Consider the following 21,121-nt stretch of genomic DNA (forward strand, 5'->3'; position numbering starts at 1 on the left):
GGTTATGGAGGCGAACCCGGGGAACTGAAACATCTAAGTACCCGGAGGAAAAGAAATCAACCGAGATTCCCTGAGTAGCGGCGAGCGAAAGGGGATTAGCCCTTAAGCTCTTTATGTTTTAGTGGAAGGTTCTGGAAAGTACCGCGATACAGGGTGATAGCCCCGTACACGAAAAGGCATTTAGAGTGAAATCGAGTAGGTCGGGACACGTGTTATCTTGACTGAATATGGGGGGACCATCCTCCAAGGCTAAATACTCCCAGCTGACCGATAGTGAACCAGTACCGTGAGGGAAAGGCGAAAAGAACCCCGGAGAGGGGAGTGAAATAGAACCTGAAACCGTATACGTACAAGCAGTAGGAGCCCTTCGGGGTGACTGCGTACCTTTTGTATAATGGGTCAGCGACTTATTGTCTGTAGCAAGGTTAACCGCTTAGGGGAGCCGTAGAGAAATCGAGTCTTAATAGGGCGTTTAGTTGCAGGCAATAGACCCGAAACCCGGCGATCTATCCATGGGCAGGTTGAAGGTTGAGTAACATCAACTGGAGGACCGAACCCACTAATGTTGAAAAATTAGGGGATGACCTGTGGATCGGAGTGAAAGGCTAATCAAGCCGGGAGATAGCTGGTTCTCCTCGAAAGCTATTTAGGTAGCGCCTCGCGTCTCACCCTCGGGGGTAGAGCACTGTTTGGGCTAGGGGGTCATCCCGACTTACCAACCCCATGCAAACTCCGAATACCGAGGAGTGCAATCGCGGGAGACACACGGCGGGTGCTAACGTCCGTCGTGGAAAGGGAAACAACCCAGACCGCCAGCTAAGGTCCCAAATACCAGTTAAGTGGGAAACGATGTGGGAAGGCCCAGACAGCTAGGAGGTTGGCTTAGAAGCAGCCATCCTTTAAAGAAAGCGTAATAGCTCACTAGTCGAGTCGGCCTGCGCGGAAGATATACCGGGGCTAAAACTGGTAACCGAAGCTGCGGATGCTCTTAGGAGCATGGTAGAGGAGCGTTGTGTAAGCCGTTGAAGGTGGATCGGGAGGTCTGCTGGAGGTATCACAAGTGCGAATGCTGACATGAGTAACGACAAGGGAGGTGAAAAACCTCCCCGCCGGAAGACCAAGGGTTCCTGTCCAACGCTAATCGGGACAGGGTTAGTCGACCCCTAAGGCGAGGGCGAAAGCCGTAGTCGATGGGAAACAGGTTAATATTCCTGTACTCGCTATTGCTGCGACGGAGTGACGGAGAAGGCTAGGCCAGCATGGCGATTGGTTGTCCATGTTTAAGGTTGTAGGCTGGGGACTTAGGCAAATCCGGGTCCCTAAGGCTGAGAATTGATGACGAAGCCCACTTGTGGGTGAAGTGGTTGATGCCCTGCTTCCAGGAAAAACTTCTAAGCTTCAGGCAATAGTGAATCGTACTCTAAACCGACACAGGTGGTCAGGTAGAGAATACCAAGGCGCTTGAGAGAACTCTGGTGAAGGAACTAGGCAAAATGGTACCGTAACTTCGGGAGAAGGTACGCCGGTTTTGGTGATGGGACTTGCTCCCTAAGCTGAGGCCGGTCGAAGTGACCAGGTGGCTGCGACTGTTTATTAAAAACATAGCACTCTGCAAACTCGTAAGAGGACGTATAGGGTGTGACGCCTGCCCGGTGCCGGAAGGTTAATTGATGGGGTTAGCTTCGGCGAAGCTCTTGATCGAAGCCCCGGTAAACGGCGGCCGTAACTATAACGGTCCTAAGGTAGCGAAATTCCTTGTCGGGTAAGTTCCGACCTGCACGAATGGCGTAACGATGGCCACGCTGTCTCCACCAGAGACTCAGTGAAATTGAAATCGCTGTTAAGATGCAGTGTACCCGCGGCTAGACGGAAAGACCCCGTGAACCTTTACTACAGCTTTGCACTGAACTTTGAGCCTACTTGTGTAGGATAGGTGGGAGGCTTTGAAGCAGTAACGCTAGTTACTGTGGAGCCGTCCTTGAAATACCACCCTGGTATGTTTGAGGTTCTAACTCTGGTCCGTTATCCGGATCGAGGACAGTGTATGGTGGGTAGTTTGACTGGGGCGGTCTCCTCCCAAAGAGTAACGGAGGAGTACGAAGGTGCACTCAGCATGGTCGGAAATCATGCAATGAGCATAATGGTATAAGTGCGCTTGACTGCGAGACAGACATGTCGAGCAGGTACGAAAGTAGGTCATAGTGATCCGGTGGTTCTGTATGGAAGGGCCATCGCTCAACGGATAAAAGGTACTCCGGGGATAACAGGCTGATACCGCCCAAGAGTTCACATCGACGGCGGTGTTTGGCACCTCGATGTCGGCTCATCACATCCTGGGGCTGAAGCCGGTCCCAAGGGTATGGCTGTTCGCCATTTAAAGTGGTACGCGAGCTGGGTTTAGAACGTCGTGAGACAGTTCGGTCCCTATCTGCCGTGGGCGTTGGAAATTTGAGAAGAGTTGCTCCTAGTACGAGAGGACCGGAGTGAACGAACCTCTGGTGTTCGGGTTGTCACGCCAGTGGCATTGCCCGGTAGCTATGTTCGGACGGGATAACCGCTGAAAGCATCTAAGCGGGAAGCCTCCTTCAAGATTAGATTTCCCTGACTCCTTGAGAGTCCTAAAGGGCCGTGGAAGACTACCACGTTGATAGGCTGGGTGTGGAAGCGTTGTGAGGCGTTGAGCTAACCAGTACTAATTGCCCGTGCGGCTTGACCATACAACAGAGATGGTTACTAACGACTAGCTAAGCTAGCGGATTGTGGAATGAAAGACACACAATGATCGCTTGCGGTGTATTACTACAGATTGTTTTACCGACTTATTTGGGGTTATCGCCGGTCAATAGACCGAGGCAAACAGCGATAACGCGGCAGGCCAAGCAAAATTGCTTATAAGACCAACGCCAACCCAAGCCAGTTTGCCTGACGACAATAGAGTTGTGGAACCACCTGATCCCTTGCCGAACTCAGAAGTGAAACGCAACATCGCCGATGGTAGTGTGGGGCTTCCCCATGTGAGAGTAGGTCATCGTCAGGCTTCTAATCCGAAAAGGGCCACCCAATAGGGTGGCCCTTTTTTTATGTACGAAAAATTGAATGCATAAAAAAATAAAAACAGAGAATAAAAAATAAAATTCAAAATACAGAAAAAATAAAAAACCCAATCGAATTTTTACTCGCAACACTCCCGCCGAAAAATCCAACTCGGTAAAAGCCAATGAAAAAAGCGCAGGCTCTAAAAAGTTCTGAAGAGCCTTCCCTCCTATAAATAAAGCACTTTCTTAAATTTTTTCTGTAAGGAGAAAATGAAAATACAAAAAAATAACGCGCTTTATTTAATCTGCACCCCAAGCACCACCAAAAAAACACCTGAAATTAAAAAGTGCTCTTTAACCTAGAAAAATCATTGCGTTGAAAAAAACGGCGCAGAAATACCAATAAAAATACCGGTGATTTTTTGCACGTTTTAATGAACCTGTGCAACCACGGGGCCTGGCGCGGATATACCGCAGTTATGCACAAGTCTATCCAGACTTTCTGTTAATAACGCCAAGCGGTGGAAAGTGGATAAATGGCTGGTGTTTTTTTACCCGTTGAAAAGGGCACCGCGGAAACAGGGGCCTGAGCGTGGATATCCCTGAGTTATACACAGCTCTATCCATGGATTCTGTTAGTAATTAGCTCAAATAACACTAGAGCTTATAAAACTATACAGTCAGAGCCTGTTTCTAGGCCCTAGCCAGAGGGTGTCTTGCACTTTTAACTATACTGACAGGTCATAGGCGCCTAAATAGTTGTGCCGTGTGAATAACTTGCAGTTGGGACCAAGTGGTGAGGTGCTCTAATGCGCTGGTCGATTCTTTCTAGCTTGATTCTCCTGAGCCTGTTTCTGGGTAGTTTCACTTTTGCGAGTACCCTAATAGTGGGCAATAAATATGAAGGGACAGTCAGCTTTATTGACTTGGAAAATGGGAAGGAAATCAAGCGAACGGAAACTGGTGGCTCTCCACATGAACTTATTTTGTCCCCGGATAAATCAAAGGTTGTGGTGGTTTCCTATTTGGAAGATGGCTACGTTGGCGAAGAGTTAAATGTCTTTGATGTGGCTACGGGCAAACGCTTGAGCATTATCGATATTAGCCCGCATATGGGCCCTCATGGTATTGCTTGGCTGGGAAGTGGTGATGACCTTATCGTGACCACTGAAGAAACTCATGATGTGATTAAGGTTGATACTGTCGCAGGCAAGGTACTCGGTTCTGTATCAACAGACCAGATAGGAAGCCACCTACTGGCTTTATCTCCGGATACTAAAACTGCATATGTCACCAGTCGTGGCTCGGATACTTTCAGCGTGATCGATACGGACACTATGACCTTAAAAAAGACTCTTCCGGCCGGTGATGGTCCTGAGGCGGTATGGGTCAGTCCCGATGGGAAAGAGCTATGGATAGGTAATAATCGCTCAAAAAATATTTTCATCTTTGACACGGCTAGTTTAAAAAAGAAGGATGTCATTGATGTTGGTTATCTCCCCATTCGCATCAGTTTCCATCCCGAAGGGAAGCTGGTTGCAGTTGCGGATCTACAGGGAAACCGGGTGGTGATTTACGATGCGGCAACCCGCAAAGAGCTTAAGAGTATTGACTTAGGCGCTGCCTCTGCACGGGAACCGGCTTCACTACTCTTTACCCCCGATGGTAAGTATCTATATGCCGGATCACAGAGAGACGGGAAGGTGGTCGAAATAGATACCGACAAGTGGGAAATCAAGAGAATTTTTAAGGCTGGTCAGGGGGCTGATGGCTTGGAGTGGAGTCCGGTAACGATTCAGCCCGAGTAAATTCTATATAATATTTTTTACTGGTGGATGTTGTTAGAGGGCGACGGTGTAGATCATTAGATCCTGGGACTTTCCATCGATCGTAAGGTATGCGGGGATGGTGCTACTGTGGATTCCACCGGCCCGTCTTGCAACCGCAATGCTAGCGGTATTTTCAGAAAGGCAGTGTATTTTTATCTGGGCTACACCAGCTTGCCTCTTTAGTTCTTCGCAAATCTTCGCCACAACTTTCGCCATTACACCTTTGCCCTGGCAGTGAGCCGAGAGCCAGTAGCCAATTTCGGCACACTTGTTTTTCTGATCAATTTCTTTGACACCGATTATTCCGGAGAGTTGGTCATTAAAAATGATCTTGTGCCAGGCAGAGCCATTGTGTTTACTGTAAATACGCTGGCAAATATATTGTTTGGTCGACTCCATATCCTGTACAGACTTTGCCCAGTACAAATATTTTTCCAAAAGTAGGCGGTTATCTTCTATTAGATAAAAAAGCTCCTGGGAATCTTTCTCCTGTAGAAATTCCAGATAAATATCTTCTGTTACCGTTAACCGCATGCGGTTTTTCTCCTTGGTGGTGGAATCTTTCAAGTGAGACGATTTTATAAAAATGCAGTTTTTACTTAATAAGTTTACGAGGATTTGCCCCGGCACTTCAGACTTAGCGAATGAAACTCTTAAGGACTTTAGGTTTCCAGCATAAAGGTAACCGGGCCGTCATTGAGAAGAGACACCTGCATATCTGCGGCGAAGATTCCGCTGGCTACCGGTGTAAATTCGGCATTAGCACGCTCAAGAAAATAATCGTACAGGCCCTCGGCATGTTGTGGGCTGGCGCCGCGACTGAAGCTGGGTCGAAGGCCGCGTTCAGTTTCAGCGACTAGGGTAAACTGGCTTACGACAAGGAGCCCACCAGCGGCCTGTTGCACATTGTGGTTCATACGGCCGTTTTCATCGGGAAAAATCCGATAATTCAGTACCTTATGCAGTAATTTGTCTGCGCTTTCACGGTTGTCTTTAGACTCCACTCCCAACAGCAAGAGTATACCGTGCTCAATAGCACCCACCGACTGGCCAGACACGTCTACGCGGGCGTGGCTGACCCGTTGGATTAATCCTTTCATCTCAGACCTCTCTGTCTCTCTGGAACCCTGCGAGTAAATCGCCTAGATTAGCGGACTGATTCATGCAGAGAAACCGAGAATACCGTATGAAGAAACAGTTAATGGCACTCCTGGTTGGGGCTCTGGCCACAGCCGCTGTGCAGGCGGTGGAAACCTACCCCAAGAGTCAGACTATTGAGCACATAGATGAATACTTCGGTGTTGAGGTATCCGACCCCTTTCGTTGGATGGAGGATATGTCTAATGAAGAGGTTAAGGAGTGGGTCAAGGCACAGAACAAGCATGCGTTACCTCGCCTGAAGGATCTGCCAGGCTGGCAGAAGATCAACGATCGCCTCACTGAATTGTGGCGCTACGAGCGCTATGGCGTGCCCTATAAGAAAGGCGATAACTACTACTACGATTACAACAACGGCGACTGGGATCAGAACATTTTCTACCGTGCCGGGGAGCTTGCCCAGGATGGCAAGCCTATGCTGGACCCACGCAGCTTGAGTGAGGATGGCACCATCGCAGCGAAACGACCTAAGGTCAGCCCCAAGGGGCGTTACCTGGCCTATGGAATTTCGGATGGTGGCACGGACTGGACAGACTACCGTATTCGCGACTTAAAGACCGGCAAGGACCTAAAGGAGCAACTGACTGGGATCAAGTTCAGTGATGCCAGCTGGGCCCCAGATGAATCGGGCTTCTATTACAGTCGTTACCCATTCAACAAGGATGGCAGTGCCGATGATAGCAAGCAGGTCGCTGTCTATTTCCACCGCCTGGGAGACTCCCAGGAGCGCGACCAATTGGTATACCGTATTACCGATCATCCCACTCGTAACCCTGATGCCGAGGTAAGCGATGATGGCAATTATCTGCTGTTCACCATTTTCGATGGTTATGATTCCAACGGCTTTTACTATCGAGATTTACGCGATGACACCGGCAGGGTCATCAAGCTGTTGGATGACTGGGATGGCCTCTATCAGTTTCTCGGTAATAAGGGCAGTACCTTCTTCTTCGAGACCAGTGCGGGCGCACCGCTGGGTCGGATAATTGCGATCGACCTGGCGAAGCCACAACGGAAATACTGGCGTGACCTGGTGCCGCAGGGAGGCAGCGCCCTGCAGAGTGCCAGCTATATTGGGGACCGGTTCGTGCTGCACTACTTGAAAGATGCCAAGTCGCGGGTCCTGGTGACCGATACCAATGGTAAGAAGCAGTACGAGCTGAAATTGCCCGGCGTGGGCTCTGTGAAGGGCTTTTACGGTGAGCCGGATGAGGTGGAGACCTTCTATTCTTTCTCCAATTTCATTACCCCGCCGAGTATCTATCACCTGAATGTGCAGACCGGTGAAACCAAGCTGTTCAAGCAGCCAAAATACGCGGCGGACTTTTCCGAACTGACTGTGAGCCAGCACTTCTATAAGAGCAAGGACGGTACCCGTGTGCCTTTATTCTTGGTGCATAAGAAGGGTATGAAGCGCGATGGCTCCAACCCCACACTGTTGTATGGTTATGGTGGTTTCAACTCCGCTCAGTTGCCGCGCTTTTACAACCGCTTTGTGGGCTGGTTGGATATGGGCGGTACCCTGGCGCTGGCCAACCTGCGTGGGGGTAGCGAGTACGGTGATGCCTGGCATCAGGCGGGTACCAAGACCCAGAAGCAGAATGTCTTCGATGACTTTATCGCCGCAGCCGAGTGGCTTATCGCGGAGAAAGTTACCTCTCCAGAGAAGCTGGGTATCAGTGGGCGCTCCAATGGTGGATTACTCGCCGGCGCGACCCTGGTGCAGCGTCCGGACTTGTTTGCCGCGGCACTGCCGGTAGTGGGTGTGCTCGATATGCTGCGTTACCACACCGCTTCCGCCAACGCACGCCAGTGGTCCAGTGACTACGGTCTGAGCGAAAACCGCGAGGAATTTAAGGCGTTGCATGCATACTCCCCGGTTCATAATACCCGTGAGGGCTCTTGCTACCCTGCCACCCTGATCACCACCGCCGACCGCGATGATCGTGTAGTGCCCTGGCACAGCTACAAGTTTGCGGCCGCGCTGCAGCGGGATCAGGGCTGTGAAAAGCCGATATGGCTCGCGGTGGAGACCCGGGCTGGCCACGGTGCCGGCAAGCCGGTGTGGATGCAGGTGGAGGACTTCGCCAACCAATGGAGCTTCCTCGCCCACCAGCTGGGAATGAAAATCGAGTAACCTTTCCCATCGACTCAATGTGTAGATAGTGGGGGCCGTGTTGGTGCCCCCGTTCAGACACTACGGATTGGGTTTAACCCTGGGGCTGCATCAGCAACAGTGTTGGTGCACAGCCCACCTTGTCGAGATTGTAGTACTGCCTGCGGTTTACCCTCCCGGGGTGCGGAAGTCTTGGCAGAGGCTATCACTGGGTATGAATAACAAAAAATAATCATCCGGTGGATCTATGAAACATGCATTCGTGACCGGGGGCAGCGGCTTTCTCGGTGCCAACCTTGTCGAGCAACTGAAAGCCGATGGCTGGCGGGTAACCGCCATGCATCGCAAGACCTCCAACACAGAGAGGCTGCGCAACATGGGGGTAGAGCTGGTTGAGGCCTCCCTGAACGATTCAGACTCACTGCGCTCAGCTATTCCTGACGATGTCGATGCCCTTTTCCATATGGCGGCCAATACCAGCATGTGGCGCGGTGGCAATGCACAGCAGTGGAAGGACAATGTGGAGGGGGCGGCGAATATTGCAAAGGTTGCTAGGGAGAAAAATGTTGGCCGTATGATCGTGACCAGTTCGATCTCCGCCTACGGTTACCACAAGGATACGATCACCGAAGAGAGCGAAAAGCGTGCAGACGATCCCCGCCATCATTATCTGTATACCAAAAAGCGTGAAGAAATAGCGGTACGCAAAGAGATCGACAAGGGATTGGATGCGGTATTTCTCAATCCTTGTGCAATCGTGGGGAAATTCGACACCAGTAGTTGGGCGCAGACATTTTTTCTAATCGATAAAAACCAATTGCCTGGCGTGCCGCCGGGTTGGGGGTCTTTCTGTCATGCCGGGGCGGTGGCTCGGGCGCATATCGAGGCGGTCGAAAAGGGTCGCTGTGGAGAGAATTATATCCTCGCCGGCACCGATGCCAGTTTTCTGGAATTTTTTGGCAAGATAGCCGAGCTGCTGCACAAGCCTGTGCCGAAGCGTACAACTCCCGCCTTCGTTATTCAGTCTATCGCCTGGTTCTCTGATGTATGGTCGCGTGTGAGTGGTAAGGAACCGGTAATTACCCCGGAAAAGGCCACCCTGGTGACGCGTCGGGTTGTAGCTAGCAGTTCCAAGGCAGAACGCGAACTCGGTTATCAATCAGAGGTGACATTGGATGCCATGTTGTGCGAATGTCGCGACTGGTTAGTAGAGCAAAAATTATTGGAGATAAAGTGAATCGCAGTAATATTATTTTTATCCTGGTTTCCTTGTTGTTGGTTCTGCAGTTGATTCAGCACTATTTCTTTTCCGGAGCCCAATAGCGCTAGTCCTCTCCTTTTTGCTGGCTGTGCTCGGTATTGTTACTGAGCGCCGTCACTGCTTGAGATTAAGGAAAATAAATTTTAGGAACCTGTTATGGAAGAGAAACGCTGTGGCTGGTGCCTGTCCACCCCGCTATATCAAAGCTACCACGATGAGGAGTGGGGTCGCCCGGTAACCGATGAGGCCACCCTGTTTGAGTTTCTGCTGTTGGAGGGGGCCCAGGCCGGGCTGTCATGGATAACCGTATTAAATAAGCGGGAAAACTATCGCCGTCTTTTCGATAATTTCAATGCAGAAAAAATTGCGCGCTATACGCCGCGCAAGATTGAAAAGTTACTGCAGGACCCGGGAATCATACGCAACCGTCTCAAAGTGGAGTCTGCGGTTAAAAATGCCCGCGCAACTCTGGCACTGCGGGAGAAAGGGCAAACACTCTCTGACTTTCTCTGGCAATTTACCGACGGCAGGGTGATCGTGAATAAACCCCGTTCCCTCAAGCAGGTACCGGCCAGTACAGCGGAATCTGATGTGATGAGTAAAGCGCTTAAAAAAGCCGGCTTTAGTTTTGTTGGCTCTACCATTATGTACGCTCATATGCAGGCCACGGGGATGGTTAATGACCATTTGCACACTTGCCCTGCGCGTCAGCGCTGCCTGGATGAAGCCGAGGCGGCGGGACTACTTTAGAAAGTAAATAACCGCTGTGGTTAGTCGGTTCCGATCTTCTTTATCTGCGCGTTTGCCAATGAACAGGAGGCCCCCTATGAGTCTTGATGGTATTGGTGAAAGTTACGGGCCCCTTTTCACTGCTGGCTTTTTACGGATTGCGACCGCAGTGCTGGTTATTGCAGTGACTCTGGGGGTGGCCCACCTGGCGCGAAGCGCTATAAATCGATTAACCAGCCGGCTCGATGTGACACTCGTGCCGGTGTTGCGCAATATTGCGACCTGGGCCATTTATATTGTCGGGGCGCTGGTGGTTCTGGATGTGTTTGGGATCAATACCACGAGTCTGATCGCCTTACTCGGTGCCACCGGTTTGGCGGTGGGGCTGGCCTTAAAGGATACCCTGCAAAATATTGCGGCCGGTTTTATTTTGCTGAGTTTGCGCCCCTTTCGTGTCGGCGATGTGATTCAGTTTGGCCAGACCATGGGCACAGTGCGTCAAGTGGGTCTTTTTACCACTGCGTTGGATACTAGCGATGGCCTGCGAATTACAGCACCGAACAGCACCATTTGGGGGCAGACCCTCACTAATTACAGCCACAATCAGACTCGTCGTGTCGAAATAGTGGCGAGCATCGCCTACGGAGACGATATCGAGGCGGGTATGCAGGTATTGCGCCGACTAGTGGCAGATGAACCGCGAATTCTACCGGAGCCTCAGCCGAGCTTCGCGGTTCGCGCACTGGGGGATAGTGCGGTGAACCTGCAAGTTCGGGTTTGGACACCGACTGTTGAGTACTGGGATGTCTATTGGACTCTCATGAAGCGCTTGAAACCCGCCCTGGAGGGCGCGGGCTTAACGATTCCCTTCCCCCAGCGGGAACTGCATATTGTGCAGAAGCCCGAGTGGCCCGATCCCAGCTCCCCCGAGCCGAAGACATAACACAGAGCCCCAATGGTCCGCTATCTTAGGCGGAATCCTCACCAAGGCTGTTCGTCTCGACGCGCAGATATAGCGTTTGAAAGAGCTCGAATCGACAGTTCAAAGATTTCGTGTCAAAGTTAGCGGCGTTTTTTTGTACAACTTTTGACCGAGATAGGAAAATGCCGATTAAGCTGAACAACCCTTTGATCCCCAGCCTGCTGGCTGTCGCTATCCTTGCGGGCTGTCAGGGCGATAAGAGCGCTCAAGCAGGAGCGAATGCCGACAAAGCTCAAAGTGCCGTTGCCGAGGCCCCTGTAACCGTTGATGCGGTGGCTGAGACCAAGCGTCTGACCGAATGGCTGGATGCGCGTTACGAAGAGCAGCTGCAGTTCAGCCCCATGCAGCTGTCCTATCTCGGCCGCAAGGAGCAGTACGACCAGATCGACGATATGAGCGAAGCCGCTGAGGCGCGCCAGCTGGCCTGGATGGAAAAGGCCGTTGCAGAGCTGAAGAAGAACTTCGACTACGACAAGCTGAGTCAAGAAGGGAAAACGTCCTACGATATCTGGGTTTACCAGTTTGAGCAGGCCAAAGCTGCCGAGCCCTTTAAGCGCCATGGCTATATTTTTGAGCAGATGGGCGGCGTGCAGTCGCAACTGCCCAACTTTCTGCTGAACTTCCACAAGGTGGACAATATCGAGGATATGCAGGCGTATATCGCCCGTATCGGCGGTATTTCCCGGGCTATCAATCAGCTGCGCGAGCGCGCTGAGCAGTCTGCCAAAGAGGGCATTCGCCCACCGCGCTTCGCTTACGAGGGCGCGATCGAGCAGTCCAGCAAGCTGATCGACGGTGCCCCCTTCACCGATGGTGAGGACGCCCCCCTATGGGCCGGAGCCAAAGGCAAAGTCGCTGAACTGTTGGAAGCCGGCAAGATTGACCAGAAGCAGGCTGATAAGCTGACCGCAGACGCGCGCAAGGCCCTGGAGACTGAGTTCCTGCCAGCCTATAAGACCCTGGTTGCCTGGCTGGAGAAAGATGTGCAGAAGGCCTCTGCAGAGCCTCAGGGTGCCAGCAGTCTGCCGAATGGTATGGCCTACTATAACCAGCGCCTGGCAAATACCACCACTACCAGCCTGACCGCCGATGAAATCCACAATATCGGCCTGAAGGAAGTAGCGCGTATTCGCAGCGAGATGGAGACCATCAAGAAGCAGGTGGGCTACGATGGCAACCTGCAGGAGTTCTTCACCTTTATCCGTGAAGATGGTCAGTTCTACTACCCCAATACCGACGAAGGCCGCCAGGGTTACTTGGATGATTCCACAGCTTTCCTCGACGACATCACCAAAAAGCTGCCGGACTACTTCGGCCTGCTGCCCAAGGCTGAGCTGGTGGTTAAGCGGGTGGAATCTTTCCGCGAGCAGGATGGTGGTGCCCAGCACTACTACCCGGGCACTCCAGATGGTTCTCGCCCTGGCATCTACTATGCGCACCTGTCTGACATGAGTGCCTACTCCACGACCGATATGGAAACTGTGGCTTACCACGAGGGCAACCCCGGCCACCATATGCAGATTTCCATTGCGCAGGAACTGGAGGATATCCCACAGTTTCGTACCCAGGCGCACTTCACCGTATATGTAGAAGGCTGGGCCCTGTACTCTGAGAAACTGGCTAAGGAGATGGGTGCATTCGAGGACCCCTACAACCTGTTTGGTCATCTGACCGCAGAAATGTGGCGCGCTATCCGCTTGGTGGTGGATACCGGCATGCACGCCAAGGGTTGGAGCGAGGAGCAGGCGGTAGAATACTTCCTGGAAAACTCCGCGATTCCTGAAACAGCCGTGCGCTCCGAAGTACGCCGCTATCTGGTGTGGCCGGGTCAGGCTACCGCCTACAAGATCGGGATGCTGAAGATTCAGGAACTGCGCAAGCAGGCCGAGGAGCAGCTGGGCGAAAAATTCGATATCCGCGGTTTCCACGACACCGTACTGGGTGGCGGTGCACTGCCGGTACCAGTCCTGGAGAGCCGAGTGGCTGCTTGGGTGGACTCAATTAAGAGCGCTTAAAAGCTAACTTGGTTATTGAATTAAAGCCGGGCATTGCCCGGCTTTTTTATGAGGGTGACTCTTACATTTCCCATTTTTTAATTGTTTGGCCAAAGAGAAAAAATTAAAGCTCTCATTATTCATTAAACCTTAAGAGCACATCGGAACTGCTGGGTAAATTTCCAGCTGAAACTGTTGGGAAAGTTTGACAGTGAACTATGTGGGTTGGAGGGAGTTAAAGAATTGTTTTCCCAGAATTATTAGGTTGACTTAAGATTTTTTCAGGTTTTTCAGGTTTTTTTAAGGACGACGTTAATCCATTCGGTTGAGGTGTCGGATAATGTTTCTTAAGCTACATTTATTCTCTTTGATTAATTTTTCTGAGTAATATTTTAGGTGATGCAATAAGTCATAGTCGAATATGCCCACGAAAGGATGGTCAATATCTACGTTGAGAAAATCGTATTCGATACGCCCCTTTTGGGAAAGAATCTTGGCAATTTCTAAAGTGTAAAGTTGGTTTTTATCCATAGAGCGCTGTATGTTGGTTAAAGCATCATGAGCCCAGTGAATGCGTCCCCATTTTCTCAGCGAGTGGTACTTCATACTTGAGCTTAGTAGTTTTGGGTATCCAGAGCACAAGACCAGTATGTAGTATTTTTTTTCTGGGAATTCATGAATAATGTCTCTTAGAATTAAACTAGACGGGTTGTTTATAGCTATAGCCGCATCTGCAAATACACAACAAATACCCTTTTCTTTAGCTGTTGGGTAAATTTTGAAGGAAGATTGGAAGTTGGACTTCATCGATTCAAAAGAGACTGGAGGGAAAGCCGTCTCGGCACTAGCTGCAGCTGTTACCAGTTGGTATAGGCTGTTTGTGGGTAAATCTAGGGCCGCATCTCCTCGATTTTTGAATAAAAAGATTTCTCCGCTATCTATGTTTAATGTTGGAATAATAACGTAGTTATCTAAATCATTAAATTTTAAATCTTTTGTGTAGTATTTCTCCATGATCTCATGTAGGCGTCGGCCGAAATAGGCTGGTGAGAAGAGCCCAGCCCCGGTGAGCAGCTTGTGATACCAGGGGGATTTAAAGATATAAGTCGTTTCATCTTTATAAATATTGATTAGGTAGTCTAGGTGAGAAATATTTTTCCCATAGTAGTCTGGAATAGCTTTACCTGGGATGTTGATTCCAGTTGCTATAACGGCTCCAGTGGATACTCCGGCAAAAACATCAAATACTTCATTAATCGGTTTTCCTAGGTTTTTTTCTATATATTGCAGGACATAGAGGGGGATAAGTCCGCGAACGCCCCCGCCCGTAATGATTAGTACTTTGATTGTGTCTTTATCTTGCAGATGATCTAAGTTTCTAACAAATCTTTTTGAGATAAATTCTCTGTTAAAGGTGACTGATTGAGGGAAGCATTTGTTATAAATGTAGGCCGTAAGAGCATAGGCTCCAGATAAAGTTGTTAAGGTAAAGAATAGTCTTTTGGTTAGCTGACCGGCCAGTTTCAACATAAAAGGAAACCATGTTTGTTCAGTAACTAGTCCTTAAGCAATGCCTCTTTCTCATCGCGGAACTATTGTAATGTAAAATTTATACCTAATATGAAAATCGTTTGGTTTTGATTTATATGACCCCAAAGAGGAGAATGTCTTTTGATATCACCTGTTGAAAGTAAGGTGTCTAGCTTATGGAAGGAATTAGAACTTAAAAAAGGCTGTGTATGAAAAAAATTATCATTATTTTATGTTTGTTAATTGCCCAATTAGTTGCTGTTCCACTTTGGGCCAAGACGGATACTAAGGCGGTTTCTACCGAAATTACCGTGCGTGCCAAGGCCAAGGATGCCAAATTTATCGGTTCCTCCATTGGGGGTGCCATGGTCATTATCCGTGCGGCAGATACTGGGGAAATTCTCGCACAGGGCCTGACTCAAGGGAGCACCGGCGATACTGGTAAGATTATGAAGACCCCGCGTGAGCGCTATGTGCCTATCGCCGAGGGGGCGGCTAAATTCACCGCTAATCTGGAGATTAGTGAGCCAGTTTTTCTTACCATTGAGGTGCTGGCCCCCTACATCAAAAAGCAGGCCCGCGTGGTGGCGCAGACCCAGACCTGGTTGGTGCCCGGCAAGCCTATTGGTGGCGAGGGCTTGATTGTGGAAATCCCCGGCATGGTGGTGGACCTGCTCAGCCCACAGACTCACCTCTACACCGGTTTGGATAAGAGTCCATTCGAGATCCGCGCCAATGTGGTGATGATGTGTGGTTGTTCCTTCACCGATGGTGGCTTATGGGATGGCAGCAAGATTGAAGTCACTGCGATAGTGAAGCGAAATGGAGGCGAATTTGCCACAGTGCCACTGAAAATCCAGGACAGTATGAATACCTTTAGTGCGCCCTTCGCCACAGATTTACCCGGTGTCTACGAAATTCTGGTTTACGCTTATGACGCTAAAACCGGAAATACCGGTGTCGATAGGGGCAGTTTTATCGTGAAATAAACTGGATTGGCCGGGGCCAAGGCAATGAGCGGAAATCGGATAGGGGACTATGAGGTGTTTATGCGCGGTATGAATACGCGAGTCCCCGGCCTTTATAGCTCCGTTGTAAATCCCGGTCAGGTGCTCCTGCTGGGCCTCTGCTATGACGGGACGTGAGCAAAAGGGAGCGCTGTCTCGGCGCGAGCTGCTGGAGGAGCACCGCCCAGAGCGGATCCACGCCCGCCTGGGGCGAGAGCCGAAATCTCAACGGGTCTCCGATTTTGTTCTGGGGGCTATCGATGGCTGCGTTACCACCTTTGCCATAGTGGCCGGTGCCTTCGGCGCGGGTTTTTCCGAGTCGGTGGTGTTGGTCATGGGGTTCGCCAACCTGATTGCGGATGGCTTCAGTATGGCGGTGAGCAATTACGAGGCCGTCAGCGTGGAGCGTGAACAAGCTGCGGCGGCTACGCGTATCGAACGCGAGCATATCGCACTGGTACCCGAGGGAGAGCGAGAGGAGATTCGCCAGATATTCCATCGCAAGGGATTTCGCGGGCAGGTGCTGGATGAGATCGTCACTACCATTACCGCCAATCGCCAGCTATGGATTGAGACCATGTTGGCGGAGGAATACGGTATCAGTCGGACCAAACGCAAACCTCTGGGCAGTGCTTTGGTGACCTTCTTCGCATTTATTGGCATGGGTACCGTGCCGCTGTTGCCCTACCTTCTCTCGCCACTGAACTCGTCACAACAGTTCTACAGCAGCGTTATTCTGGCGGCTTTAACCTTCTTTGCCATCGGTCTGTGCAAGGGCCTGGTATTCTCCCAAAAGGTTTGGATGGCGGGCTTCAAGACCCTGGTATTTGGTGGCGGTGCCGCCGCGCTGGCATTCGCTGTAGGCTTCTTCCTGCGCGACCTTATCACTTGACCTAGGCGGCTACTACTCGGTTGCGGCCGCTGTTCTTTGCCCGGTACATACGCTTGTCTGCCTCCGCCAGCAGTTGGTTGTGAGGGTTGCCGCTCCCCTCTACCACGCCAAAACTGATGGAAACTTTTACCGGCTGTACGTAGCGGCGGCTCAGGGCCTCGACCTTGCGACGCAGTTTTTCTGCCAGCACCCTGCCGCCGCGCACATCGGTATTGGGCAACAGCAACAGAAATTCCTCTCCGCCCCAGCGTGCAACAACATCCTCTGCGCGGGTGTTTTCCCCGAGGATTTTCGCTACGTCCTGCAAGATGCGGTCGCCAAAGCCGTGGCCGTAGGTATCGTTAATGCTTTTAAAGTTGTCCAGGTCGCCAATCAGTATCACGTAGCGGCCCTGTAACGCCTTGTTGCGCCGTTCCATATCGTGGATAGCCCGGTAGGCCTCTCGGCGGTTCGCCAGCCCGGTGAGAGCATCGGTGGAGGCGCTTTTTTCCAGTTCACCGGTGAGGCGTTCGAGTAGCTGTTGGGTGTGGTGGCGACTGCTGTCGAGTAGTGCGGTGAGAGCGGTAAGAGCGCCAAAAACCGCAATAAAACGTGCGCGATAGGCGGTGTCATATTCCGCTTTCAGGCCGGGGAAGTCCGGGTAGAAAAGAGCCGTAGCGGTGACTGAGCCGATGGCGATCAGCGCTATTGTGCCGGTCTTATAGCCGTATAAATTGATAAATCCTGGTACCAACATCACCGCCCACATTAGGCCAGTGTTGTTAACCCCGCCGGATAACAGCAGATAAAAGTAGAGTACCAATAAAAGAATGCCTACCAGCAGCGGTGTTTTTTGGCTGGGGCCCATCACATTGATGGTGACATAGGAGCAGAGTATCACTACTGCGGCGGCGGAAAGGGTCGTGGCCTGCAGAATATCGGCGGCGCTCAGGGCAATAACCGCCATGGCACCGGTTACTGCCATGGCAAAAATTAACATGTAGGAGGAGGCCATGATACGGCGGCGCAGGTCGATGCGCTCCAGCTCCGCCACCGGTGCGTCTAGTGCGGTGTGATGCTTGTTATACCCTGAGTTCATAGTCGTCTCTGTTCCTGTACAGACTGCAACTTCCGTCGGTCGTAAGCGCGATTCCTGTCACTTAATTCACCGGCAGAGTGAAGCTGCGCCGAGTATAGGAGGATTCGCCCGATGACCAAAGCCGCGAGCTACAGTATCTGTAAAGCAAACGTTAGAACTGAGAAACCGTGACACAAATTCATCTGACTTGGGGCAATATCCTGACATTACGTGGGGACGCACTGGTGTGCCCCGCGCACAAACATCTTATTCGCGGACGCGGCCTTTCGGCGCAGATTTATGCACAGGGTGGCGTTGAGCTTGCGACTCAGTGTGGTAGGCAACTGAAATGTGCCGTAGGTGAGGCGCGGCTAACTAATGCCTACCATCTGCCGGTGGATTATCTGCTGCACACGGTTACGCCGCAGTGGAGCAGTGGTGATCAATGGGGCGCTTTGGCCATTGGCCAGCTACGGCGCTGTTATGAGAGTGTATTGTGCCTTGCGAGGGAGAAGGGGTTGAAGCGAATTCTCTTTCCCGCATTGGGTGCGGGTACCAATCGATTTCCCCATGCCATTTCCGCACACCAGGCCCTGGAAGTTCTCAATGAGTATTCCGGTGAATTTGATCAACTGACGGTATGTCTACATTCTCCCGCTGCTCTTGGAGAGTGGGAGAGGGTTGAGCGGCGTTTCTACACGGTGTGAGATTACCTGATCGCAAAAGTGTACTGTCGTGCTTATTTAGTAAGGGCTAATTAAGCCTTTTCACAATGCCTTGAAGAAGGCTGAAGAAGTTGTGCCTTAACTAGAAGTTAGGCACTTACAAAGCTGAGCACGAGGAGAGAATAAAGCTTGAAAAATCGTCCAGTGAATTTCAAGCCTCCCTACCCCGCATGGGAGCTAGAGCTTCCCTCTAACCATTGGTATGTCCAGTGCCAGGTTGGCTTACAGTTTGCGAGTGGACAACGTGACGATTCGCTATTCCGATTATTGGCCAGGTTTTTATCCAGTGCTAAAGGTTTGCTGCACTTTGAGCGGGCGGGACACATCGATGTTCAGAGAGCTTATAACGATATTGCTATAGCCTATTGGGACAACGATGAATCAATGGGGAAATGGCTTAGGGAAGAAGCTACTGAGTTACGGGAAATTATTCAGAGTAAGTCGGGATTTTGGTATGAGGCGTTAGCCGCTCCACGCTCACACTTTGAAGTATCTTCCTCCACACCTGTGGCTGATTGGGGGATTTTTCGCCACTTTGATATTTGTGAGCAGCATGAACACGCTTACTGGGGTGCGATGCGGGATCGAATTAGTGCGGCGGAGAATGATGGGCTTCCGGGGCAACTGCAAACCTTGCGGGCAATACCGGTTGGGAAACAGTCAGATACAGAAATATCTCTTCCCGGTAATTTATGTATGATTCGTACAGTTCAAGGGTACTCGGCAGCCAGTTCCGCGGAGCGGCATGCCTACCGGGAATCTCTGTGTTCCGAGTATGAACAGGGGGTGCATTATTTGCAGTCAAACCCAATAGAATCGCGCTGTCTTAGTGCTCGCCTGTTAAATGATGAGCATCCTGCACTGGGCAGGCCGGACACTGAAACTATTGCTTGGTTTGCATCCCTGGCGGATTTGGAAAACTGGGTACATCACCACCCTACCCATAAAGCTATTTATGCGGCTGCGCAGTGTTATGCGAGTCGCTTCGCCTCTGGGATGCAACTTTTGTTGAGTCACGAAGTGGCAGTAGTGCCGCATGGCAAGGGGCGGGCTTTTTATCAGGGCTGTCATCCTGATACAGGGTTGAAGCGTTTTCTCAAGTAAAAGTAAAGTGTATCTGTAGCTCTCAGAAAAGTGATATAGACACCTTAAAATAAAAGCAGTGAAGTTATTTTAATTTGTTATTGCATGGCAATTAAGTCGGTTCCATACGAAATTGATGACATTATTCGCAAGGTATATAAATACTCTGATTTGGGTAATTATCTCGATGAGGAGAATCGTTTTCTAAGAAATCTGGTTTCCGAGGGATCAACGCTTATAGATTTTGGTTGCGGTAATGGTCGTCATCTCAGGCTATTAAACGATCGTCTTGAACTCGGATTGGGAATAGATAATGACCATGGGCATATTGCGAGTGCACGAAATTTGAGTAAAGGAATAAGAAACCTCCAATTTTTACTTGCAGATGCCAAGACATTTACATCGGAGCGTAGGTACTCTATCGCCATATCTATGTATAACACGGTTGGTAATATTTACCCAGCGAGTAGAGTCATCGAAGTAATGCAGAGTGTATGCCAGCGTAAAGGGAAATTGATTGTCAGTGTTTTCTCAGAACAATCTATCGAAGAAAGAGTGGTGTTTTATCAGAAAATTGGTTTTGGTATAAAGCGGGTTTCAGAGAATTCCATTCTGACAGACAAAGGTGTGGAGTCCTCTCATTATAGCAGAGTACAACTTTCCAGGTTGATTCCTGGAGCTGAAATTATACCCTGTAGCAAATTTGGATGGCTGGCGGTTAAGTCAGTTTAAATGAATATGATGATCGATTATCTCTTGTTAGATATTTCTTGCCACTGGGTTCTGTAACTATTTTAACCATACACTTTGTTAAAAAGTTTGTGCATCCAAAACTCGACATTATCAACACATTCAATGGATTTATGACTGGCATGGTCTTCAATTGATAAGTCGGTCATATCCCAAAATCCTGTGGCTACTAGGGTGGCTTCCCCAGAGGACTCTATTTCTTTTCTGGATGATACAAGCTCTAGAAGGAGGTCATTTTCGAGTTTTTTAGCATGGTGAATAGCAAGTACCTTTGATTCTTTGGTGCTTTCATTAAATTTAAGTATCTTCATGGGGTTTAGTTTTAATTTATTGTTGTCAGGAAGGCAGCTGCCTCGGAAATTGTAAAAACTACAAGGTATTAATGTTAATGAAGGTAATTGTTGTTTCTGATATTTGGGGGCGGACAGAAGCCTTGGACGCCCTTTGTTTGCGAACTTTTGAGGGTTATACAATCCTGGATCCCTACTCCGGTAGTGAGATGAACTTTGAGATCGAGGGGGACGCATATAAATATTTTATCAGCGAATGCGGCCTGGAAAGGTACTATTCCTATGTAAGCAGTTACATTAAAGAGCAGCGTTATAGTTATAATCTGCTGGGATTTAGTGTGGGAGCAACAGTCGCTTGGATGTTAGCCTGTAGTGATCAAGCTGAATTTATTAAAAAAACAGCCTGCTTCTATGGTTCCAGGGTTCGCTATCTTCTCAATGAGAGGCCAACCCGAAGTGTAGACTTTTTTCTGGCAAATAAAGAGCCCTCCTTTAATGTTTTGGAGTTCTCCCGCGAACTCTCCAATATACCGATGGTGACTTTACATAAAACACAGTTTTCTCATGGATTTATGAACAGTTGTTCTGAAAATTTTAATCCTGAAGCTTACAGGCACTACCGTGATTGGCTGAAAATCTGGGCTAATGGCGCCTAGGCAACAGAGTGCGGAGAAGAAAAGGGT

The 21,121-nt window shown here is 50.0% G+C and carries 18 protein-coding genes and 2 rRNA genes (1 of these 20 only partly in view); 15 read left to right on the top strand and 5 right to left on the bottom strand.

All coding sequences use genetic code 11. The features are described from left to right. From ACJJIT_RS00010 to ACJJIT_RS00020, 3 genes are all read left to right on the top strand, one after another. Positions 1-2,717: ribosomal RNA gene (locus ACJJIT_RS00010) — 23S ribosomal RNA — on the top strand; it begins 164 nt to the left of the window's first position. 204 nt (positions 2,718-2,921) lie between these two features. Next, positions 2,922-3,037: ribosomal RNA gene (gene rrf / locus ACJJIT_RS00015) — 5S ribosomal RNA — on the top strand. A gap of 807 nt (positions 3,038-3,844) precedes the next feature. Next, positions 3,845-4,843 (top strand): YncE family protein, encoded by a 999-nt coding sequence (locus ACJJIT_RS00020; protein ID WP_444899552.1) that lies wholly within the window; start codon positions 3,845-3,847, stop codon positions 4,841-4,843. A gap of 33 nt (positions 4,844-4,876) precedes the next feature. Here ACJJIT_RS00020 and ACJJIT_RS00025 read toward each other — a convergent pair whose 3' ends face one another. After that, positions 4,877-5,398 (bottom strand): GNAT family N-acetyltransferase, encoded by a 522-nt coding sequence (locus ACJJIT_RS00025; protein ID WP_252083742.1) that lies wholly within the window; start codon positions 5,396-5,398, stop codon positions 4,877-4,879. A 128-nt stretch (positions 5,399-5,526) separates the two neighbouring features. Then, positions 5,527-5,964: a D-aminoacyl-tRNA deacylase gene (dtd, locus tag ACJJIT_RS00030; protein WP_444899553.1), complete on the bottom strand. Its 438-nt coding sequence runs from the start codon at positions 5,962-5,964 to the stop codon at positions 5,527-5,529. 62 nt (positions 5,965-6,026) lie between these two features. Between dtd and ACJJIT_RS00035 the strand changes: the two genes are divergently transcribed. The 5 genes from ACJJIT_RS00035 to ACJJIT_RS00055 all read left to right on the top strand — a co-directional run bounded on the left by ACJJIT_RS00035 (position 6,027) and on the right by ACJJIT_RS00055 (position 13,125). Beyond that, complete coding sequence (locus ACJJIT_RS00035; RefSeq protein WP_444899554.1) at positions 6,027-8,159, top strand: prolyl oligopeptidase family serine peptidase; 2,133 nt, start codon at positions 6,027-6,029, stop codon at positions 8,157-8,159. Between the two features lie 226 nt (positions 8,160-8,385). Further along, positions 8,386-9,375: an SDR family oxidoreductase gene (locus ACJJIT_RS00040; protein WP_444899555.1), complete on the top strand. Its 990-nt coding sequence runs from the start codon at positions 8,386-8,388 to the stop codon at positions 9,373-9,375. A gap of 180 nt (positions 9,376-9,555) precedes the next feature. After that, positions 9,556-10,149, top strand: coding sequence for a DNA-3-methyladenine glycosylase I (locus ACJJIT_RS00045; protein WP_444899556.1), 594 nt, complete (start codon positions 9,556-9,558; stop codon positions 10,147-10,149). A gap of 76 nt (positions 10,150-10,225) precedes the next feature. Beyond that, positions 10,226-11,071 carry a mechanosensitive ion channel family protein gene (locus ACJJIT_RS00050; protein ID WP_444899557.1) on the top strand — a complete coding sequence of 282 codons (846 nt, stop codon included), beginning with the start codon at positions 10,226-10,228 and terminating at the stop codon, positions 11,069-11,071. 161 nt (positions 11,072-11,232) lie between these two features. Further along, entirely contained in the window at positions 11,233-13,125 is a 1,893-nt protein-coding gene (locus ACJJIT_RS00055; RefSeq protein ID WP_444899558.1) for a DUF885 domain-containing protein, read from the top strand. 291 nt (positions 13,126-13,416) lie between these two features. On the opposite strand, the gene ACJJIT_RS00060 is transcribed toward ACJJIT_RS00055, so the two are convergent. Next, positions 13,417-14,634, bottom strand: a complete 1,218-nt coding sequence (locus tag ACJJIT_RS00060; protein WP_444889114.1) for a patatin-like phospholipase family protein — start codon at positions 14,632-14,634, stop codon at positions 13,417-13,419. Positions 14,635-14,843: 209 nt separating this feature from the next. Here ACJJIT_RS00060 and ACJJIT_RS00065 point away from each other — a divergent pair, with 209 nt between their 5' ends. Genes ACJJIT_RS00065 through ACJJIT_RS00075 form a run of 3 tightly spaced genes read left to right on the top strand, consistent with a single transcriptional unit; the run spans position 14,844 to position 16,533 of the window. After that, on the top strand, positions 14,844-15,623 hold the full coding sequence (locus ACJJIT_RS00065; RefSeq protein WP_444899559.1) for a hypothetical protein: 780 nt from the start codon (positions 14,844-14,846) through the stop codon (positions 15,621-15,623). A gap of 24 nt (positions 15,624-15,647) precedes the next feature. Beyond that, on the top strand, positions 15,648-15,779 hold the full coding sequence (locus tag ACJJIT_RS00070) for a hypothetical protein (protein ID WP_444899560.1): 132 nt from the start codon (positions 15,648-15,650) through the stop codon (positions 15,777-15,779). Next, entirely contained in the window at positions 15,766-16,533 is a 768-nt protein-coding gene (locus tag ACJJIT_RS00075) for a VIT1/CCC1 transporter family protein (RefSeq protein ID WP_444899561.1), read from the top strand. The genes ACJJIT_RS00070 and ACJJIT_RS00075 overlap by 14 nt, the downstream gene beginning before the upstream one ends. A gap of 1 nt (position 16,534) precedes the next feature. Here the strand turns inward: ACJJIT_RS00075 and ACJJIT_RS00080 are convergent, their stop codons facing one another. Continuing rightward, on the bottom strand, positions 16,535-17,611 hold the full coding sequence (locus tag ACJJIT_RS00080) for a diguanylate cyclase (RefSeq protein WP_444899562.1): 1,077 nt from the start codon (positions 17,609-17,611) through the stop codon (positions 16,535-16,537). Positions 17,612-17,778: 167 nt separating this feature from the next. Here ACJJIT_RS00080 and ACJJIT_RS00085 point away from each other — a divergent pair, with 167 nt between their 5' ends. The 3 genes from ACJJIT_RS00085 (at position 17,779) to ACJJIT_RS00095 (ending at position 20,130) form a co-directional block, all read left to right on the top strand. Next, positions 17,779-18,297 carry a macro domain-containing protein gene (locus ACJJIT_RS00085; RefSeq protein ID WP_252083731.1) on the top strand — a complete coding sequence of 173 codons (519 nt, stop codon included), beginning with the start codon at positions 17,779-17,781 and terminating at the stop codon, positions 18,295-18,297. 147 nt (positions 18,298-18,444) lie between these two features. Beyond that, positions 18,445-19,419, top strand: a complete 975-nt coding sequence (locus tag ACJJIT_RS00090; RefSeq protein WP_444899563.1) for a phenylacetaldoxime dehydratase family protein — start codon at positions 18,445-18,447, stop codon at positions 19,417-19,419. A gap of 84 nt (positions 19,420-19,503) precedes the next feature. Continuing rightward, entirely contained in the window at positions 19,504-20,130 is a 627-nt protein-coding gene (locus ACJJIT_RS00095; RefSeq protein WP_444899564.1) for a class I SAM-dependent methyltransferase, read from the top strand. A 62-nt stretch (positions 20,131-20,192) separates the two neighbouring features. Here ACJJIT_RS00095 and ACJJIT_RS00100 read toward each other — a convergent pair whose 3' ends face one another. After that, entirely contained in the window at positions 20,193-20,459 is a 267-nt protein-coding gene (locus ACJJIT_RS00100; protein WP_444899565.1) for a hypothetical protein, read from the bottom strand. A 77-nt stretch (positions 20,460-20,536) separates the two neighbouring features. Between ACJJIT_RS00100 and ACJJIT_RS00105 the strand changes: the two genes are divergently transcribed. After that, a complete protein-coding gene (locus ACJJIT_RS00105) occupies positions 20,537-21,094 on the top strand; it encodes a hypothetical protein (RefSeq protein ID WP_444899566.1) in 558 nt (185 codons plus the stop codon). Positions 21,095-21,121 lie beyond the last annotated feature (27 nt).

It is taken from the genome of Microbulbifer mixtoriginis (SeqCode) (assembly GCF_052467515.1).

What these genes read in the sequence shown, in the direction of transcription:
- ACJJIT_RS00020 (WP_444899552.1), top strand. Translation starts at nt 3,845, where the DNA reads ATGCGCTGGTCGATTCTTTCTAGCTTGATTCTCCTGAGCCTGTTTCTG.
- ACJJIT_RS00025 (WP_252083742.1), bottom strand. Translation starts at nt 5,398, where the DNA reads ATGCGGTTAACGGTAACAGAAGATATTTATCTGGAATTTCTACAGGAG.
- dtd (WP_444899553.1), bottom strand. Translation starts at nt 5,964, where the DNA reads ATGAAAGGATTAATCCAACGGGTCAGCCACGCCCGCGTAGACGTGTCT.
- ACJJIT_RS00035 (WP_444899554.1), top strand. Translation starts at nt 6,027, where the DNA reads ATGCAGAGAAACCGAGAATACCGTATGAAGAAACAGTTAATGGCACTC.
- ACJJIT_RS00040 (WP_444899555.1), top strand. Translation starts at nt 8,386, where the DNA reads ATGAAACATGCATTCGTGACCGGGGGCAGCGGCTTTCTCGGTGCCAAC.
- ACJJIT_RS00045 (WP_444899556.1), top strand. Translation starts at nt 9,556, where the DNA reads ATGGAAGAGAAACGCTGTGGCTGGTGCCTGTCCACCCCGCTATATCAA.
- ACJJIT_RS00050 (WP_444899557.1), top strand. Translation starts at nt 10,226, where the DNA reads ATGAGTCTTGATGGTATTGGTGAAAGTTACGGGCCCCTTTTCACTGCT.
- ACJJIT_RS00055 (WP_444899558.1), top strand. Translation starts at nt 11,233, where the DNA reads ATGCCGATTAAGCTGAACAACCCTTTGATCCCCAGCCTGCTGGCTGTC.
- ACJJIT_RS00060 (WP_444889114.1), bottom strand. Translation starts at nt 14,634, where the DNA reads ATGTTGAAACTGGCCGGTCAGCTAACCAAAAGACTATTCTTTACCTTA.
- ACJJIT_RS00065 (WP_444899559.1), top strand. Translation starts at nt 14,844, where the DNA reads ATGAAAAAAATTATCATTATTTTATGTTTGTTAATTGCCCAATTAGTT.
- ACJJIT_RS00070 (WP_444899560.1), top strand. Translation starts at nt 15,648, where the DNA reads ATGAGCGGAAATCGGATAGGGGACTATGAGGTGTTTATGCGCGGTATG.
- ACJJIT_RS00075 (WP_444899561.1), top strand. Translation starts at nt 15,766, where the DNA reads ATGACGGGACGTGAGCAAAAGGGAGCGCTGTCTCGGCGCGAGCTGCTG.
- ACJJIT_RS00080 (WP_444899562.1), bottom strand. Translation starts at nt 17,611, where the DNA reads ATGAACTCAGGGTATAACAAGCATCACACCGCACTAGACGCACCGGTG.
- ACJJIT_RS00095 (WP_444899564.1), top strand. Translation starts at nt 19,504, where the DNA reads ATGGCAATTAAGTCGGTTCCATACGAAATTGATGACATTATTCGCAAG.
- ACJJIT_RS00100 (WP_444899565.1), bottom strand. Translation starts at nt 20,459, where the DNA reads ATGAAGATACTTAAATTTAATGAAAGCACCAAAGAATCAAAGGTACTT.
- ACJJIT_RS00105 (WP_444899566.1), top strand. Translation starts at nt 20,537, where the DNA reads ATGAAGGTAATTGTTGTTTCTGATATTTGGGGGCGGACAGAAGCCTTG.